Origin of the sequence: Aquincola tertiaricarbonis, assembly GCF_000969605.1 — a bacterium.
GTDB classification, from domain to species: domain Bacteria; phylum Pseudomonadota; class Gammaproteobacteria; order Burkholderiales; family Burkholderiaceae_C; genus Aquincola; species Aquincola tertiaricarbonis.
This window is the reverse complement of the sequence record NZ_JZUE01000002.1, coordinates 368,827-385,018: the sequence shown is the minus strand read 5'-3', so window position 1 is coordinate 385,018 and position 16,192 is coordinate 368,827. Positions and strand designations below refer to the sequence as shown.

General features: G+C 70.9%; 16 protein-coding genes. 4 read left to right on the top strand and 12 right to left on the bottom strand.

All coding sequences use genetic code 11. The features are described from left to right. Window positions 1-6 precede the first annotated feature (6 nt). The 9 genes from selA to selD all read right to left on the bottom strand — a co-directional run bounded on the left by selA (window position 7) and on the right by selD (window position 10,079). Entirely contained in the window at window positions 7-1,473 is a 1,467-nt protein-coding gene (gene selA, locus VO99_RS04025; protein WP_046111491.1) for an L-seryl-tRNA(Sec) selenium transferase, read from the bottom strand. Continuing rightward, window positions 1,470-2,468, bottom strand: a complete 999-nt coding sequence (gene fdhE / locus VO99_RS04020; RefSeq protein WP_052736073.1) for a formate dehydrogenase accessory protein FdhE — start codon at window positions 2,466-2,468, stop codon at window positions 1,470-1,472. Before fdhE ends, selA begins: the two co-directional genes overlap by 4 nt. Beyond that, window positions 2,461-3,138: a formate dehydrogenase subunit gamma gene (locus VO99_RS04015; RefSeq protein ID WP_046111490.1), complete on the bottom strand. Its 678-nt coding sequence runs from the start codon at window positions 3,136-3,138 to the stop codon at window positions 2,461-2,463. Before VO99_RS04015 ends, fdhE begins: the two co-directional genes overlap by 8 nt. Then, window positions 3,135-4,007, bottom strand: a complete 873-nt coding sequence (gene fdxH / locus VO99_RS04010; protein WP_046111489.1) for a formate dehydrogenase subunit beta — start codon at window positions 4,005-4,007, stop codon at window positions 3,135-3,137. Before fdxH ends, VO99_RS04015 begins: the two co-directional genes overlap by 4 nt. A 14-nt stretch (window positions 4,008-4,021) precedes the next feature. Beyond that, window positions 4,022-7,096, bottom strand: a complete 3,075-nt coding sequence (gene fdnG / locus VO99_RS04005; RefSeq protein WP_198156861.1) for a formate dehydrogenase-N subunit alpha — start codon at window positions 7,094-7,096, stop codon at window positions 4,022-4,024. A gap of 45 nt (window positions 7,097-7,141) precedes the next feature. Further along, window positions 7,142-7,474, bottom strand: coding sequence for a hypothetical protein (locus VO99_RS03995; RefSeq protein ID WP_046111486.1), 333 nt, complete (start codon window positions 7,472-7,474; stop codon window positions 7,142-7,144). Between the two features lie 53 nt (window positions 7,475-7,527). Beyond that, window positions 7,528-7,995 (bottom strand): response regulator, encoded by a 468-nt coding sequence (locus tag VO99_RS03990; protein ID WP_046111562.1) that lies wholly within the window; start codon window positions 7,993-7,995, stop codon window positions 7,528-7,530. A gap of 22 nt (window positions 7,996-8,017) precedes the next feature. Further along, the gene (locus tag VO99_RS03985; protein ID WP_052736072.1) at window positions 8,018-8,818 is read right to left on the bottom strand and encodes a sensor histidine kinase; all 801 of its coding nucleotides are present in this window, start codon (window positions 8,816-8,818) and stop codon (window positions 8,018-8,020) included. A gap of 190 nt (window positions 8,819-9,008) precedes the next feature. Continuing rightward, window positions 9,009-10,079 (bottom strand): selenide, water dikinase SelD, encoded by a 1,071-nt coding sequence (gene selD, locus VO99_RS03980; protein ID WP_046111485.1) that lies wholly within the window; start codon window positions 10,077-10,079, stop codon window positions 9,009-9,011. A gap of 142 nt (window positions 10,080-10,221) precedes the next feature. Here selD and VO99_RS03975 point away from each other — a divergent pair, with 142 nt between their 5' ends. From VO99_RS03975 to phnE, 4 genes are read left to right on the top strand one after another with little or no spacing between them, the layout of a single operon-like run. Then, the gene (locus VO99_RS03975; protein ID WP_046111484.1) at window positions 10,222-11,082 is read left to right on the top strand and encodes a putative selenate ABC transporter substrate-binding protein; all 861 of its coding nucleotides are present in this window, start codon (window positions 10,222-10,224) and stop codon (window positions 11,080-11,082) included. A 9-nt stretch (window positions 11,083-11,091) separates the two neighbouring features. Then, window positions 11,092-11,901, top strand: coding sequence for a phosphonate ABC transporter ATP-binding protein (locus tag VO99_RS03970; protein ID WP_046111483.1), 810 nt, complete (start codon window positions 11,092-11,094; stop codon window positions 11,899-11,901). A gap of 10 nt (window positions 11,902-11,911) precedes the next feature. Beyond that, window positions 11,912-12,811 (top strand): PhnE/PtxC family ABC transporter permease, encoded by a 900-nt coding sequence (locus tag VO99_RS03965; protein WP_083440341.1) that lies wholly within the window; start codon window positions 11,912-11,914, stop codon window positions 12,809-12,811. Next, complete coding sequence (phnE, locus tag VO99_RS03960; RefSeq protein ID WP_046111482.1) at window positions 12,808-13,587, top strand: phosphonate ABC transporter, permease protein PhnE; 780 nt, start codon at window positions 12,808-12,810, stop codon at window positions 13,585-13,587. The genes VO99_RS03965 and phnE overlap by 4 nt, the downstream gene beginning before the upstream one ends. On the opposite strand, the gene mnmH is transcribed toward phnE, so the two are convergent. From mnmH to aat, 3 genes are read right to left on the bottom strand one after another with little or no spacing between them, the layout of a single operon-like run. Then, the gene (mnmH, locus tag VO99_RS03955) at window positions 13,544-14,620 is read right to left on the bottom strand and encodes a tRNA 2-selenouridine(34) synthase MnmH (protein WP_046111481.1); all 1,077 of its coding nucleotides are present in this window, start codon (window positions 14,618-14,620) and stop codon (window positions 13,544-13,546) included. The two genes, phnE and mnmH, sit on opposite strands and share 44 nt — an antisense overlap. Before the next feature lie 36 nt (window positions 14,621-14,656). Beyond that, the gene (locus VO99_RS03950; protein WP_046111480.1) at window positions 14,657-15,400 is read right to left on the bottom strand and encodes an arginyltransferase; all 744 of its coding nucleotides are present in this window, start codon (window positions 15,398-15,400) and stop codon (window positions 14,657-14,659) included. Continuing rightward, complete coding sequence (gene aat / locus VO99_RS03945) at window positions 15,397-16,155, bottom strand: leucyl/phenylalanyl-tRNA--protein transferase (RefSeq protein WP_046111479.1); 759 nt, start codon at window positions 16,153-16,155, stop codon at window positions 15,397-15,399. Before aat ends, VO99_RS03950 begins: the two co-directional genes overlap by 4 nt. Window positions 16,156-16,192: the final 37 nt, after the last annotated feature.

Here is a 16,192-nt window from a genome sequence, read left to right as displayed (position 1 = left end):
CGACGATCATCCCGCGAGCGGCTCCATGCCCAGCGCCTCGCGCAGCGCCGGCAGCTGCGCCATGAACGGCGCGGCCTCGTCCAGGCAGCGCAGGTCCAGCAGCAGCTGGTCGTGCGCGATGCGGCCCACCACCGGCAGCGGCAGGCCGCGCAGCGCGCGGGCCAGTTCGTCCAGCGCGGTGCCCACGCCCTTGGGGATGCCCGCGGGTCCGATCGCCAGGCCGGCCGAAGGCAGCCGATCCACCGGCAGCGAGCCCGAGCCGATCTGGCTGCTGAGAGCGACGCAGCCCACCTCGAAGCGCGGCGAAAGCGCCTGCGCCACCGCCGGCTGCAGCGCCTGCGCCATGGCCGCCACCTGCGATTGCGGCCGCGTGAGGTGGCGCAGCGTGGGCAGGTCGCGCACCAGCCGCTCGGGCTGCAGGTACAGCATCAGCGTGGCCTCCAGTGCCGCCAGCGGCAGCTTGGACATGCGCAGCGCCCGCTTCATCGGGAACTTGCGGATGCGGCCCACCGCCGCCCGGCTGCCGACGATGAGCCCGGCCTGCGGACCGCCCAGCAGCTTGTCGCCGCTGAAGGTGACCACGTCGCAGCCGGCGCGCAGCATCTCCTGCGGCAGCGGCTCGCGCGGCAGGCCGTGGGCGGCCAGGTCGATGAGCGATCCGCTGCCCAGGTCGGTGGCCAGCGGCACGCCGCGCGCATGGCACAGCGGCGCCAGCACCGCTTCGCTCACCGCCGAGGTGAAGCCCTGCACCGCGTAATTGCTGGTGTGCACCTTCATGACCAGCGCGGTGCGCTCGTTCAGCGCCTGCTGGTAGTCGGCCGGGTGGGTGCGGTTGGTGGTGCCCACCTCCACCATCTGCGCGCCGGCGCTGGCCATCACGTCGGGCATGCGGAAGGCGCCGCCGATCTCCACCAGTTCCCCGCGCGAGACGACGACCTCGCGCCCGCGGGCCAGCGCCGCGATGGTGAGCAGCACCGCGCCGGCGTTGTTGTTGACCACGGTGGCCGCCTCGGCACCGGTGATCTCGCACAGCAGCTCTTCCACCAGCGTGTCGCGGTCGCCGCGGCCGCCGGTGTCGAGGTCGAACTCCAGGTTGTTCGGCCCGGCCATGGTGCTGACGATGCGGGCGATGGCCTCGTCGGCCAGCACCGAGCGGCCCAGGTTGGTATGGATCACCGTGCCCGTGAGGTTGAGCACCGGCCTGAGCCGCGGCGCCAGGCGGTCGCGGCAGCGGCCGGCCAGGTCGGCGGCCAGGGTGGCGGGCTGCAGGGCCGCGGGTGCCAGCAAGCCGGCACGCGCGGCTTCGCGCCGCCGGGCGACCAGGGCCCGCGCCTCGCCGGCCACCAGCGTGTGGCCGTGCGTGGCCACGAGCGCCTGCACGGCAGGCCACTGCAGGATGCGGTCGACCGAAGGAAGCTGCTGGAGCAAAGCCTTCGAGCCATGGACCATGGACTCGTCGGGCCGCATCGTCATGAGGATTCGGCGTCCCCGAACAGCAGCATCAGGTTGACGCCGGCACGCTGGTGGCCGGCTTCGCTGACCAGCAGGTCGAGCGCCACGCTGGCCAGGTCGTCGGCCATCGGCTCCACCTCGGGGTCGCGTTCCATCGCCACCATCTTCAGGTAGTGGCCGCAGCTCTCGCAGCATTCGGCCTTCACTGCGCCCAGGTAGGCACCGCGCGCAGTGCCGTCCGGGGCCGGCGCTTCCAGCTGCTGGTAGCTGATGCCGCGGGTGTTCTCGCAATGCGCGCACTTGATGCGCACGTAGTGCCACTGCGTGGCGCAGACCGAGCAGGCCAGGTAGCGGTGGCCCGATTCGTCCGCGCCGATGCGGGTGACGCTGGCGGTGGGCGCACTGCCGCAGCAGGGGCAGCCGGTGGCCGGATCGGTGCGACCGAACACCGCATCGCCGTGTGCCTGCGCGGTGGCGATCACCGCATGGGTGAAGAAGGCCTGCAGCCCCGCAGCCACCAGCGGCGCGGCCGCCAGGTCCAGGCTGCGGGCGATGCCGTTGCGCAGGGCGTCGGCCTGGCGGTCGAGCCAGGCGTCGTCCGCTGCCATCACTCGCCGCACCACCTCGCGCGCCGGGCCTTCCGGCAGCCGCTGGTCGAGCAGGCCCAGCAGCCGGCGCAGCTCGGTGCGCCAGGCCGCATCCAGCGGCCACAGCGTGGCCGGCAGCGGCGGCAGCAGGCCGCGGGCGGCGGCATCGCAGGCCGCGGCATCGGGCAGCGGCACGCTGGCGTAGTCCTGCAGCACCTGGTGCTGGGCCTGCACCAGCTCGGCGATGAACAGCAGGTAGTCGCGCATCGGATGCGCGGCAGCCAGCTGGCGCAGCCGCAGGGCGCGCTCGCCATACACCGTGGCGCGCTGCGGCAGGCGCAGGAACGGCATCTGCCGGCCTGCCTGGATGGCGATCTGTTCGGGGTCGAGCAGCCGGCTGGTGCGGGTCGTCGTGGTGGGGTCAGTCACGTGGCGGATGGCCTTCGGTCATTTCACGGTGCCACAGCGGATGGTTGTGGCGGGCCCAGCTGTCGGTCACGGTGCCGCGCGTCATCGCCCGCGTGGTGCCCTTGACCCAGATGGCCGCATACACATGAACGATGACCGACAGCACCAGCACCACCGCCGACACCGCATGGACCAGGATGGCCAGCCGGCGCACCGTCACCGGGAACAGGTGGAAGAAGTAGGGCGCCCAGAACATGAAGCCGGTGACCAGCAGCAGCAGCAGGCTCACCGCGAAGCCCCAGAACACCAGCTTCTGCCCGGCGTTGTACTTGCCCACGGCTGGCATCGAGCCCTTGTTGCCCTTGAGCATCTGGCCGGAATGCCGCAGCCACTCGCGGTCGGCGCGGCCGATGAGGTTCTCCCGCCAGACGGTGAAGAACAGGAACACGAAGCCCAGCACCATCGCCAGCCCGAGGAACGGATGCAGGATGCGCGTGAGCTGGCCGCCGCCGAACAGGTTGCTGAAGAAGAACAGCACCGGATGGAAGAGGGCCAGGCCCGACAGCGCCGCCGCGAAGAACAGCAGCGCCACGAACCAGTGGTTCATGCGCGTGCCGTCCTTGTAGCGGCGGATCTCGCCGGGATGGGTGGCCGTGGCGGTGGTCCGCGCGGGGGTGCTCGTCGTGGTCATGGCCGGTCCTCCGCGTCCTTGTCCTCCACCGGGCCCACCTTCATGTAGTGGAAGAAGCCGCCCAGCACCGCGCCGGCCATGGCCACCAGCGCCAGCGGCTTGGCCAGGCCCTTCCACAGGCCCACCAGCGGGCTGATGTGCGGGTCCTTCGGCAGGCCGTGGTACAGCTCGGGCCGGTCGGCATGCTGCAGCACGTACATCACGTGCGTGCCGCCCACGCCGGCGGGGTCGTACAGGCCGGCATTCTGGAAGCCACGCTCCTTCAGGTCGACCAGCCGTTCCTCGGCGTAGTCGTGCATGTCCTCCTTGGTGCCGAAGCGGATGGCGCCGGTGGGGCAGGCCTTCACGCAGGCCGGCTCCAGGCCCACCGTCACGCGGTCGGAGCACAGGCTGCACTTGTAGGCCTTGTTGTCCACCTCGCTCAGCCGCGGCACGTCGAACGGGCAGCCGCTGACGCAGTAGCCGCAGCCGATGCAGTGCTCGCTGATGAAGTCGACGATGCCGTTGCTGTACTTGACGATGGCGCCCGGGCTCGGGCAGGCCTTCAGGCAGCCCGGGTCCTCGCAGTGCATGCAGCCGTCCTTGCGGATCAGCCACTCGAGCTTGTTCTCCTCGGGCTCCACTTCCGAGAAGCGCATCACCGTCCAGCTCTTGGGGGTGAGGTCGTTGGGGTTGTCGTAGGTGCCGTGGTTGGTGCCCACCTCGTCACGCAGGTCGTTCCACTGCATGCAGGCCACCTGGCAGGCCTTGCAGCCGATGCAGGTGGACACGTCGATGAGCTTGGCGACCTCGGGTTGCTTGCGGACCTGCGGCGCGGCCGTGGGCGTGGCCGAGCGCAGTTCGATGTCCAGGGATTGCAGCGAAGACATGCGTCAGTGCTCCTTCATGCCTTCTCGATGTTGACGGTGAAGCTCTTGTACTCGGGCGTCTGGGTGTTGGCATCGCCCACGAACGGCGTCAGCGTGTTCACCAGGTAGCCCGGCCGCGCCACGCCCACGAAGCCCCAGTGGTTGGGCAGGCCCACCGTGTGCATCGGCTTGCCGTCGCATTCCAGCGCCCGGATGCGCTTGGTGACCACGCACACCGCCTTGATGAAGCCGCGCGGGCTGCTCACCTTGACCATGTCGCCATGGGCGATGCCCTTCTCCTTGGCCAGGGCCTCGCCGATCTCCACGAACTGCTGCGGCTGGATGATGGCCGAGGTCTGCACGTTCTTGGTCCAGTAGTGGAAGTGCTCGGTCAGCCGGTAGCTGGTGGCCGCATACGGATAGTCCTTGGGCTGGCCCATCGCATCCAGGTCGCGCTTGAACACCCGGGCCGCGGGATTGGCCCGTGCCACCGGGTTGTCCGGATGCAGCGGATTGCCCACCAGCGGCGACTCGAAGGGCTCGTAGTGCTCCGGCAGCGGCCCCTCGGCCATGCCCGTGGGCGCGAACAGGCGTGCCACGCCCTCGGCCGTCATGATGAACGGATGCACCGCCTCGGGCTCGTTCGGGTTGGCGCCCGGTGCGATGTCGGGCACGTCGGCCCCGCCCCAGGCCGTGCCGGTCCAGGCGAGGTAGCGGCGGTCGGCACGCCAGGGCTTGCCGGTGGGGTCGGCCGAGGCGGCGTTGTAGAGGATGCGCCGGTTGGCCGGCCAGGCCCAGGCCCAGTTCAGCGCCTGGCCCACGCCATAGGGGTCGCTGTTGTCGCGCCGGGCCATCTGGTTGCCGGCCTGGGTCCAGCTGCCGGCATAGATCCAGCAGCCGCAGGCGGTGCTGCCGTCGTCGCGCAGCAGGCCGAAGCCGGACACCTGCTCGCCGGCCTTGGCCAGCACCTTGGTCGGGTCCTTGGGATCGGTCACGTCGGCCAGGGCACGGCCGTTGTACTCGCGCGCCAGCTCCTCCGACGACGGGCTGTGCGGGATCTTGTAGCCCCAGGTCAGCTTGAGGATGGGGTCGGGGAAGGCGCCGCCCTCCTTCTGGTACAGCGCACGGATGCGCGTCCAGATGCCGGCCACGATCTCCACGTCGCCACGGGCCTCGCCGGGCGGCTCGGCGCCCTTCCAGTGCCACTGCAGCCAGCGGCTGGAATTGGTGAGCGAGCCGTCCTCCTCCGCGAAGCAGGTGGACGGCAGGCGGAACACCGTGGTCTGGATGTCCTCGGGCTTGACGTCGTTGAACTCGCCGAAGTTGCGCCAGAACTCGCTGGTCTCGGTCACCAGCGGGTCGATGGTCACCAGGAACTTGAGCTTGGACAGGCCCTCGACCACCTTGGCCTTGTGCGGGAATGAGCCCACCGGGTTGAAGCCCTGGCAGATGTAGCCATTGAGCTTGCCCTGGGTCATCAGCTCGAAGGTCTGCAGCACGTCGTACAGCTTGTCGATCTTCGGCAGGTAGTGGAAGGCCCACTCGTTGTCCGCGGTCGCGGCGTCGCCCCACCAGGCCTTCTGCAGGCTGACGAAGAACTTGGGGTAGTTCTGCCAGTAGCTCATCTGGTTGGGGCGCAGCGGCTTCAGCGCACGGGGCTTGTAGTAGTCCTCCAGCGTCTGCTCGCTCTCGCGGGCCAGCGACAGGTAGCCGGGCAGCGAGTTCGACAGTAGCCCCAGGTCGGTCAGGCCCTGGATGTTGCTGTGGCCGCGCAGCGCATTCATGCCGCCGCCGGGCACGCCGATGTTGCCCAGCAGCAGCTGCACGATGGCCGCGGTGCGGATGATCTGCGAGCCCTGGCTGTGCTGCGTCCAGCCCAGCGCATACATGATGGTCATGGTGCGCTCGGGGCCGGCGGTGCTGGCGATGTACTCGCACACCTTCAGGAACTGGTCCTGCGGCGTGCCGGTGATGCGGCTCACCATCTCGGGCGTGTAGCGCTCGTAGTGGCGCTTCATCACCTGCAGCACGCACTGCGGGTCCTGCATCGTGGGGTCGACGCGGGCGAAGCCCTGGTCGTCCATGGCGTAGCCCCAGCTGGCCGGGTTGTAGCTGCGCTTGTCGGGGTTGTAGCCGCTGAACAGGCCATTCTCGAACTTGTAGTCAGGCCCGACGATGAAGCTGGCGTTGGTGTAGCTGCGGACGTACTCGGTCTGGATCTTGTCGTTGCTCAGCAGGTAGCGGATGACGCCGCCCAGGAAGGCGATGTCGCTGCCGGGCCGAATGGGCGCGTAGTAGTCGGCCATGGCGGCCGAACGCGTGAAGCGCGGGTCCACCACCACCAGCCGGGCCTTGTTGTGCTTCTTGGCCTCGATCACCCACTTGAAGCCGCACGGATGCGCCTCGGCGGCGTTGCCACCCATGATCAGCACGAGATCCGCGTTCTGGATGTCCTGCCAATGGTTGGTCATCGCACCGCGGCCGAACGTCGGGGCCAGACTGGCCACCGTCGGTCCGTGTCAAACGCGGGCCTGGTTATCGAAGGCGAGCATGCCCAACGACCGGAACGCCTTGTGCGTGATGTAGCCGGTTTCGTTGGACGAGGCGGAGGCACACAGCATGCCGGTGGACACCCACCGGTTCACCGGCTTGCCGTCCGCCGTGGTGGCGATGAAGTTGGCATCGCGGTCGGCCTTCATCAGCTTGGCGATGCGGTCGAGCGCCTCGCCCCAGCCGATGCGCTTCCACTCCTTGCTGCCGGGCTCGCGCACTTCGGGGTACTTCAGCCGGTTGGGGCTGTGCACGAAGTCCAGCAGGCCGGCGCCCTTGGGGCACAGCGTGCCGCGGTTGACCGGGTGATCCGGGTCGCCCTCGATGTGCATGATGTCGGCGGTGACGTTCTTCGCCTTGTCGCCGAGGCTGTACATGATGATCCCGCAGCCCACCGAGCAGTACGGGCAGGTGTTGCGGGTCTCGGTGGCGCGGGCCAGCTTGAAGGTGCGGGCTTCGGCCAGTGCGGCATCGGGCGAGAACCCCAGCGCCACGAGGCTGGAGCCGACCAGGCCCGCCCCGCTGACCCGGAAGAACTGCCTTCGGTCCATGTCCATCATCAAAAAAGCTCCTGGGTGAATTCCTGGGGGCTGGAGAAGTGGGGTTCAGCGGCTGGCGGCGCTGGCCGCGCCGTCACCGGCGGTGGGCGCGGGCGCCTCGCTGCCGGTGTGGCCTCCGGAGCCGGCCACGCCGCCGATGGCGGCCGCGCCGTCGGACGGCCCGACCGAGGAAGCGGCATGCGCCTCGTCGACCGGCTTGACGCCCGGCTGCGCACCGCTGGCGGTGGAGGTCGGCGCGTTGGCCGGGGCCGCTTGCGCGGTGGGAGTGGGTGGCGTGGCGGGCTTGGGATCGCAGGCCGACAGGGCCGCGAGGATGGCGCTGAAGAACGCCATGCCCACCATCTTCGAAAGCCACGACTGCGGGCGGGGGTACTGCATCGGCACCAGCCTAGCCCGCCCGCCGCGCCGGGTCAATCGGCGCTTGCGCCGTGTCAGCTGGGCATGCCGGGGCTGCCGTCCTCGGCCGGCTGGTTCAGCTCCAGCCAGTAGCGGCCCACGCGGCGCAATGCCTGCAGGTAGTCCTCGAACTGCACCGGCTTGACCACGTAGCTGTTGGCGCCCAGCCGGTGGCTGCGCTGCACGTCCACCCGCTCCTGCGAGCTGCTGAGCATCACCACCGGCACCAGGCGGGTGGCTGGATGGGCGCGCAGCCGGGCCAGCACCTCCAGGCCGTCCAGCTTGGGCAGCTTCACGTCCAGCAGCACCAGCCGTGGCGGCGGCGCGTCGCGCCGGCCGGCATGGCGGCCCTGGGCGAGCAGGAAGTCCACCGCTTCCTGGCCGTCGTGCACCACCTGCATGCCGCCGCGCAGCGGCACCTGGCGCAGGCCGCGCAGGGTGAGTTCGAGGTCGATGGCTTCGTCCTCGGCGATGAGCACGTCTATGGGGGAGGGCGGGTTCACGGCGGGCAAGGCAAGTCGGTTGTCACGGCGCAGGCAGGTGGAACTGGAAGGTGGCGCCCTGGCCGGGCGTGGCGCCGGCCTGGATGTCGCCGCCATGGCGCTGCACGATCTGCTGCACGATGGCCAGGCCGACGCCGGTGCCTTCGAACTCGGCGGAGGGATGCAGCCGCTCGAACACACCGAACAGCTTGTCGGCATGCCGCATGTCGAAGCCCACGCCGTTGTCGCGCACCAGGTAGTGCACGGTGCCATCGGCGCGGGCGTGGCCGCTGACCTCGATCACCGCCAGCGTGCGCGGCCGGCTGTACTTCAAGGCGTTGGACAGCAGGTTCACCCACACCTGGCGCAGCAGCTCGGTGTCGCCATGGCAGGGCGGCAGCTGCCCCACGCGCAGCTCCACCTGCCGGCCGGCGCGCAGCGGCGCCAGCATCGCCAGTGCCTCGGCCACCAGCGCCTGGGTGTTGACCGCCCGCTTGACCAGCCGCGCCCGGCCGGCGCGGGAGAAGCTCAACAGGTCGGTGATCAGCCGGCCCATCTTCTGCGCGCTGTCGCGGATCAGCGAAAGGTACTGGCGGCCGGTGTCGGGCAGCAGCGGGCCGTAGTCGTCCAGCACGATCTTGGAGAAGCCGTCGATGGCGCGCAGCGGTGCCCGCAGGTCATGCGAGACGGTGTAGCTGAAGGCCTCCAGCTGCTTGAGCGCGGCTTCGAATTCCGCCGTGCGCAGCTGCAGCCGCTGCTCGAAGTCGCTGCGCAGCTGCTCGATCTGGGCCGCGCAGCCGCCGCAGGTGCAGCCCGGGGACGGCATGGTGCCGCGGGCGGGCATGGGCTCCGGCACTGCGGCCGGTCTGGTCTCTTCTGAAAGCATGTCGTCCCCCGGCGGCCTGGCAGGGCAGGCCGTTGCAACGGGGGGCCATGCTGCAGATCGGGTGGATTCGCCGGGCAGTTTTCTGCAGGCGGGTGCGCACTACGTCACGACAGGAAACACAACTGTCGCGTTGCCGGCGCGCGGCCGTTCACTCCACACGCAGGCCCGGGCCACCCGCCTCGAAGCGGCCGACCGGCGCCGCATCGGCAAAGCCGGCCTGCGCGAACACGGCCATCACCGCGTCCAGCGCCTGCGGCGCGCAGCTCACCAGCAGGCCGCCGGAGGTCTGCGGATCGGTCAGCAGCGCCTGGGCGGTGGGCGGCAGGCCGGCGGCCAGCCGCACTTCGGCGCCATAGCCCGCCCAGTTGCGGCCGGAGGCACCGGTGACGAAGCCGTCGGCCGCCATCGCCTCGATGCCGGGCAGCAGCGGCACCCGCGCCCAATCGATCACCGCGGTGAGGCCGGCGCCGCGCGCCATCTCCAGCGCATGGCCGGCCAGGCCGAAGCCGGTGACGTCGGTGAGCGCATGCACGCCCGGCAGCTCGGCCAGCGCGATGCCGGGCGTGTTCAGCCGGGTGGTGGTGTCGATCAGCCGCGCATAACCGGCCGCATCCAGCTTGCCCTTCTTGAGCGCGGCCGACAGCACGCCCACCCCCAGCGGCTTGCCCAGCACCAGCACGTCCCCGGCCCGTGCGGCGGCATTGCGCCGCACCTTGGACGGATGCACCAGGCCCATCACCACCAGGCCGTAGATCGGCTCCACCGAGTCGATGGTGTGGCCGCCGGCGATGGGGATGCCCGCCGCCTGGCACACCGATTCGCCGCCGCGCAGCACCTGCCCGATGACTTCCACCGGCAGCTGGTTCACGGGCATGGCCACCAGTGCCAGCGCCATGATGGGCCGCCCGCCCATGGCGTACACGTCGCTGATGGCGTTGGTGGCGGCGATGCGGCCGAAGTCGAACGGATCGTCGACGATGGGCATGAAGAAGTCGGTGGTGGCGATGAGCGCCTGCTCGTCGTTGAGCTGGTAGACGGCGGCGTCGTCGGCCGTCTCGATGCCCACCAGCAGCTGCGGCGGCAGCAGGCCGCCGGCGCGCTGGCGCAGGATCTCGCTGAGCACACTGGGCGCGATCTTGCAGCCGCAGCCGCCGCCGTGGGAGAAGCTGGTCAGGCGCAGGGCGGCATCGGGCGTCGCGGCGGGGGTCGGGCTGGTCATCGGCATCACTCCTCGGGGCTGGGCCGGTGATTGTGGCCGCCGCCCGGGTGGCCCCGGGCGCGCGAGGCATTACCCTTGCGCCCGGCGCGTGGTGCCTCGTCGAGGTCCGCGGTACGCCTTGCATGCACCAGAAAGCCTCCCGATGAAAATTCGACTCACCCGCCGCGCGCTGGCCGCGCTGCTGCTCGGCGCCAGCGCCGCCACCTGGGCCCAGACCGGCACCCTGCGTGTCTCGGCCATCCCCGACGAAGCCCCCACCGAGCTGCAGCGCAAGTTCAAGCCGCTGGGCGACTACCTCAGGCAGCAGACCGGCATGGAGGTGCAGTTCGTGCCCGTGACCGACTACGCCGCGGTGGTGGAAGGCCTGGCCACGCAGAAGATCGACCTGGCCTGGCTGGGTGGCTTCACCTACGTGCAGGCGCGCATGCGCACCCAGGGCGGCGCGGTGCCCATCGTGCAGCGGGCGGAGGACGCGGTGTTCACCAGCCGCTTCATCGTGCCCAAGGACAGCCCGGCCAAGACCCTGGCCGACCTGAAGGGCAAGACCTTCGCCTTCGGTGCGCCTTCGTCCACCTCGGGCAGCCTGATGCCGCGCTTTTTCCTGCTGCAGGCCGGCATCAACCCCGAGACCGACTTCAAGACCGTGGCCTTCTCCGGCGCGCACGACGCCACCGTGGCCTTCGTGGCCGCAGGCCGCGCCGAGGCGGGCGTGCTCAACGCGTCGGTGCTGGACAAGCTGAACGAAGCCGGCAATCCCAACGCCGCCAAGGTGCGGGTGCTGGCGGTGACGCCGCCTTACTTCGACTACAACTGGACGGTGCGCCCCGGCCTGGACGCCGCGCTGACGCGCAAGCTGACCGACGCCTTCCTGCAGCTGGACCCGGCCAACCCGCAGCACAAGGAGATCATGGCGCTGCAGCGGGCCAGCAAGTTCATCCCCACGCAGTCGTCCAACTACGACGGCATCGAGTCCGCGGCCAAGTCGGCCGGCCTCATCAAGTAGGGCGCGGCCATGTCCTTCCAGCTGGAAGGCGTGGGCCTGGTGCATGCCAACGGCCACCGCGCGTTGAAGGCGGTGACGCTGGCCGCGCGCGCGGGCGAGCGCATCGCCGTCATCGGCCCTTCGGGCGCAGGCAAGACCAGCCTGCTGCGCCTGGCCGGCTGCGCGCTGCGCCCCAGCCAGGGTCACCTGACGGTGCTGGGCCTGCAGCCCTGGCAGCTGCCGCCGCGCGGGCTGCGCCGGCTGCGGGCGCGCATCGGCACCGTGCACCAGGCGCCGCCGATCCCGCCGCGGCTGCGCGTGGTCACGGCGGTGCTGGCCGGCCGGCTGGGCCAGTGGAGCCTGGGCCGTGCGCTGTGGTCGCTGCTGCATCCGGCCGACATCGCCGGTGCGCAGGAGGTGCTGTCCTGGCTGGAGCTGGCCGACCGGCTGTTCGACCGCTGCGACCGGCTCTCCGGCGGGCAGCTGCAGCGGGTGGGCATCGCCCGCGTGCTGTACCAGCGGCCCGAGCTGATGCTGGCCGACGAGCCGGTGTCGGCGCTGGACCCGACGCTGGCCGACGCCGCGGTGCAGAGGCTGGTGGGCCAGAGCGAGGCCACCGGCGCCACGCTGCTGGCCTCGCTGCATGCGGTGGAACTGGCGCTGCGCTGGTTCCCGCGGGTGGTGGGCCTGCGTGCGGGCGAGGTGATGTTCGACCTGCCAGCCCCCGAGGTGACGCCCGCCCTGCTGCAGGCGCTGTATGCCGGCGACACCGCCGCGCCGGCCTTCGGTGGCCTGCTGCCGGCCGACCTGCCGCTGGCCGCCGGCGCGATGTGCCGGTAAGGCGGTGGCGATGACCCCCTTGCCCGTGCCGCCGGCCGCTCGGCCGTCGCCCGCCGTGGCCACCGAGGCTTCGCTGCCCGCCGCCTCGAGCGCGCCCCCGCCGCGCGATCCGCAGGCCCGCGGCCGCCTCACCGCCGCGGTGCTGGGCCTGGTGCTGCTGTGGCCGGTGCTGCAGCTCAGCGAGTTCCGCCCGTCGGCGCTGTTCCAGCCGGGCAACCTGTCGGTGATGGGCGGCTTCCTGGCCGGTTTCCTGCCGCCTTCCACCGACCCTGAATTCCTGCGGCTGCTGGGCCGCGCCACGCTCGAGACGCTGGCCATGGCCACCGCCGGCATGGCCATCGCGTTCGTCATCGCCGCGCCGCTGGGCCTGGCGATGAGCCGGGCGCTGTCGGTCTCGCGGCTGGGCCCGGGTGCGCTGCGCTGGCGCGGCAGCCTCCTGCGCACCGCGGCCCGCACGCTGCTGATGGTGCTGCGCGCGGTGCCCGAGGTGGTGTGGGCGCTGCTCTTCGTACGGGCGCTGGGCCTCGGGCCGGCTGCGGGCGTGCTGGCGCTGGCCATCACCTACGGCGGCATGCTGGGCAAGGTGTATGGCGAGATCCTCGAATCCACCGACACCCGCCCGGCGCGGGCGCTGCTGGAAGCCGGCAGCGGCCGGCTGGCCGCGCTGTGCTACGGCCTGCTGCCCGGCGCCGCGCAGGAGCTGGCCAGCTACACCGTCTACCGCTGGGAGTGCGCGGTGCGCGCCTCGGTGGTGATGGGCTTCGTGGGCGCGGGCGGCCTGGGCCAGCTGATGGACCAGTCGATGAAGATGCTCAACGGCGGCGAGGCGAGCAGCATCCTGCTCACCTTCCTGCTGCTGGTGTTCGTGGCCGACGGGCTGTCGGCGCTGCTGCGCAGGTGGCTGGCATGAGGCGCGACCAGTGGCCTGGCCTGCTGGTGCTGCTGGCCGTGCTGGCCAGCGTGGCGGCCAGCTTCGCCTACCTGGCCATCGACTACCGCGCGCTGGCCACGCCCGAATCGCTGCGGCTGATGGGCCGTTTCGTGGCCGAGTTCTTCCCGCCCGACGTCTCGGCGGCCATGCTGGCCAAGGTGGGCTGGGGTGCGCTGCAGACCCTGGCGGTCTCCGCCCTGGGCACGCTGCTGGCGGCCGCGGCCGGTGCGCTGCTGGCCCTGCCGGCCGCGGGCCGAGCAGGGCGGGCGGCCCGGCCAGCGGCCCGGCTGCTGCTGAACATGCTGCGCAGCGTGCCCGAGCTGGTGTGGGCGGCACTGATGGTGCTGGCCGCCGGGCTCGGGCCGTTCGCCGGCGCGCTGGCGCTGGCGCTGCACACCACCGGCGTGCTGGGCCGGCTGTTCGCCGAGGCGCTGGAGAACCTGCCGCCCGCAGCCGAGCGCACGCTGCGCGAGGCCGGCAGCGGCGCGGTCGCCGCCTTCGCCTACGGCAGCCTGCCGCTGCTGGCACCGCAGGCCGCGGCCTATGTGCTGTACCGCTGGGAAATGAACATCCGCATGGCCACGGTGCTGGGTTTCGTCGGCGCCGGCGGCCTGGGGCAGCTGCTGTACTTCCACCTGTCGCTGTTCCAGCAGGCGCAGTCGGCCACGGTGCTGGCGGCGATGTTCGTGCTGGTGTTCGTGGTGGACGGCTTCAGCGGCTGGGCGCGTCGCCGGCTGGCGCCTGCCCACGCCTGACCAGCTCCTGCGCCGCGGCGCGCATCGCCTCGTCCGACAACGAAGGCAGCACCAGCCGCTCGCCGCCGCGCTCGTTCTCGAACAGCCGGCGGGTGGAGCGGGTGTAGGCCGGGTCGTAGTGCTCGCGCATCACCCGCTCGAACAGTTCGGCCGTCAGACCGGCCGCCGCCAGCTTCTGCCAGCGCTCGTAGGCTTCGCCGCCCACCAGCGGGCGGATGGGCGCCAGCTGCTCCACCATGGCCACCGGGTTGGCCACGAAGTGTGCATAGTCCTCGTGCCACAGCCGCACGCGCTCGGGCATGCCCACTTCCAGCGTCAGCGTGGGGCTGCTGTACATGGCCTCGTGCAGCGCGTCGGGCAGCTGGATGCGGCCGATCTTCTTGCTCTCGGCCTCGATCCACACCGGCCTGTCCGGATCGAAGCTGCGCAAGCGCTCCAGCAGCCGGCTGTCGAACCACTTCTGGCTGGGCTGCGGCGCACCGGGCAGGGCGCCGATCAGCGAGCCGCGATGCGAGGCCATGCCTTCCAGCTCCAGCACCTGTTCGCCGGCGGCTTCCAGCGCATGCAGCAGCCGCGTCTTGCCGCAGCCGGTGGGGCCGCACAGCACGCGGTAGCGGAAACGGCCGGGTTCGGTGGCCAGCGCCTGGCGCACCCAGCCGCGGTAGCGCTTCCAGCCGCCGGGCAGCACGTCCACCTCGAAGCCGATGGTGCGCAGGTTGTCGGCCCACAGCCGCGAGCGCTTGCCGCCGCGGAAGCAGTACACCAGCATGCGGTCGGCCGGCGTGTACTTCGAGATCAGCGGGCCGATGTGCTGCGCGATGTTCTGCAGCGAGTAGCGCACGCCGATCAGGTAGGCCTTGTGGGTGTCGGTGCGGTGGGTGGTGCCCACCTCGGCGTATTCGTCGTCGTTGACCACCGGCAGGTTCACGGCGCCGGGAATGTGGTCTTCCGCGTACTCGCGCGGGGAGCGGGCATCGATCACCAGCGCATAGCGCTGGAAGTCGTCGACGCCGAGTTCGGTGGGATCAGCCATGCGGCCACTCTACCGCCCCGCTGGCGGCAGGCCGCTTCAGGCCGCCGGCGGCGGCGCCTGCCACTGCCCGTCGAGCAGCAGCTGGTGCGGCTCGAACTGGGCCTTGTAGGCCATCTTCTGGCTCTCGGCGATCCAGTAGCCCAGGTACACGTGCGGCAGCTTCAGGAGCTTGGTCTGCTCGATCTGCCACAGCACGTTGTAGGTGCCGTAGCTCTTGTGCGGCTCGGGCTCGTAGAAGGTGTAGACCGCCGACAGGCCGTCGTTCAGCACGTCGAGGATGGACACCATCTTCAGCGTGCCCAGGCCTTCGGCGGCCGGCTCGCGGAATTCGACCAGCCGCGAGTTGACACGACTTTGCAGCAGGAACTGGGTGTACTGGTCCACGCTGTCATGGTCCATGCCGCCGCCGGCATGGCGGCCCGACTGGTAGCGCAGGTAGAGCTGGTAGTGCTCCGGCACGAAGCACAGCCGCAGCACGCGCGCCTTCAGCCCGCTGTGCGCCTTCCACGCGCGGCGCTGGCTGCGCGTGGGCTGGAAGTCGTTGACCAGGATGCGCAGCGGCACGCAGGCGCGGCAGCCGTCGCAATAAGGCCGGTAGGTGAACATGCCGCTGCGACGGAAGCCGTTGGCCACCAGGCCCGAATACGCATCGGCATGGATCAGATGGCTGGGCGTGGCCACCTGCGACCGGGCCATTCGGCCGGTGAGGTAGCTGCAGGGGTAGGGCGCTGTCGCATAGAACTGCAGCGACGCCAGGGGAAGGTCTTTCGGATAGGTCACGCGCTTGGCTCTCCGCGCAGTCCGAGCTGGGCCCAGTACGCCGGATCATAGGCCCAAGCCGACGGCCCTTGCGCCGGCAGCACCTGCGCCAGGTGCGCCTCGAACTGCGCACGGGGGATCTCGTGCGCGCCCAGCGAGGCCAGGTGGCCGGTATTCTGCTGGCAGTCGATCAGCCCGATGCCGTGCGCGCGGCAGAAAGCCACCAGGCCGGCCAGCGCGATCTTGGAGGCATCGGTGCGGTGCGAGAACATGGATTCGCCATAGAACATGCGGCCGATGGACACGCCGTACAGCCCGCCCACCAGCTGGCCGTCGATCCAGGTCTCGAAGCTGTGCACCCGCCCGGCGCGGTGCCAGGCGGTGTAGGCGGCCACGATCTCCGGCACGATCCAGGTGCCGGCCTGGCCTTCGCGCGGCGTGCCGGCGCAGGCGGCGATCACGCGCGGGAAGGCGCTGTCCACTCGCAGTTCGCAGCCTGGCGTGCGCATGAAGCGCTGAACGGTCTTGCGCAACGAGCGCGAGAGCTTGAAGTCTTCCACCGGCAGCACCATGCGCGGATCGGTGCTCCACCACAGCACCGGCTGGCCGTCGGAAAACCAGGGGAACACACCCTTGCGGTAGGCCTCCTCCAGGCGGGGCAGGCTGAGGGTGCCGCCGGCGGCCAGCAGGCCGGGCGCGTCGGTGTCCACGCCCAGGGCGCGGCGGGTATCGGGCAGCGGCGTGCTGTCGTCGTGCAGCCAGGTCAGGGCGGTCATGCGCCGATGATGCCCGGCCGGTGCGCCCGGCCGGGCG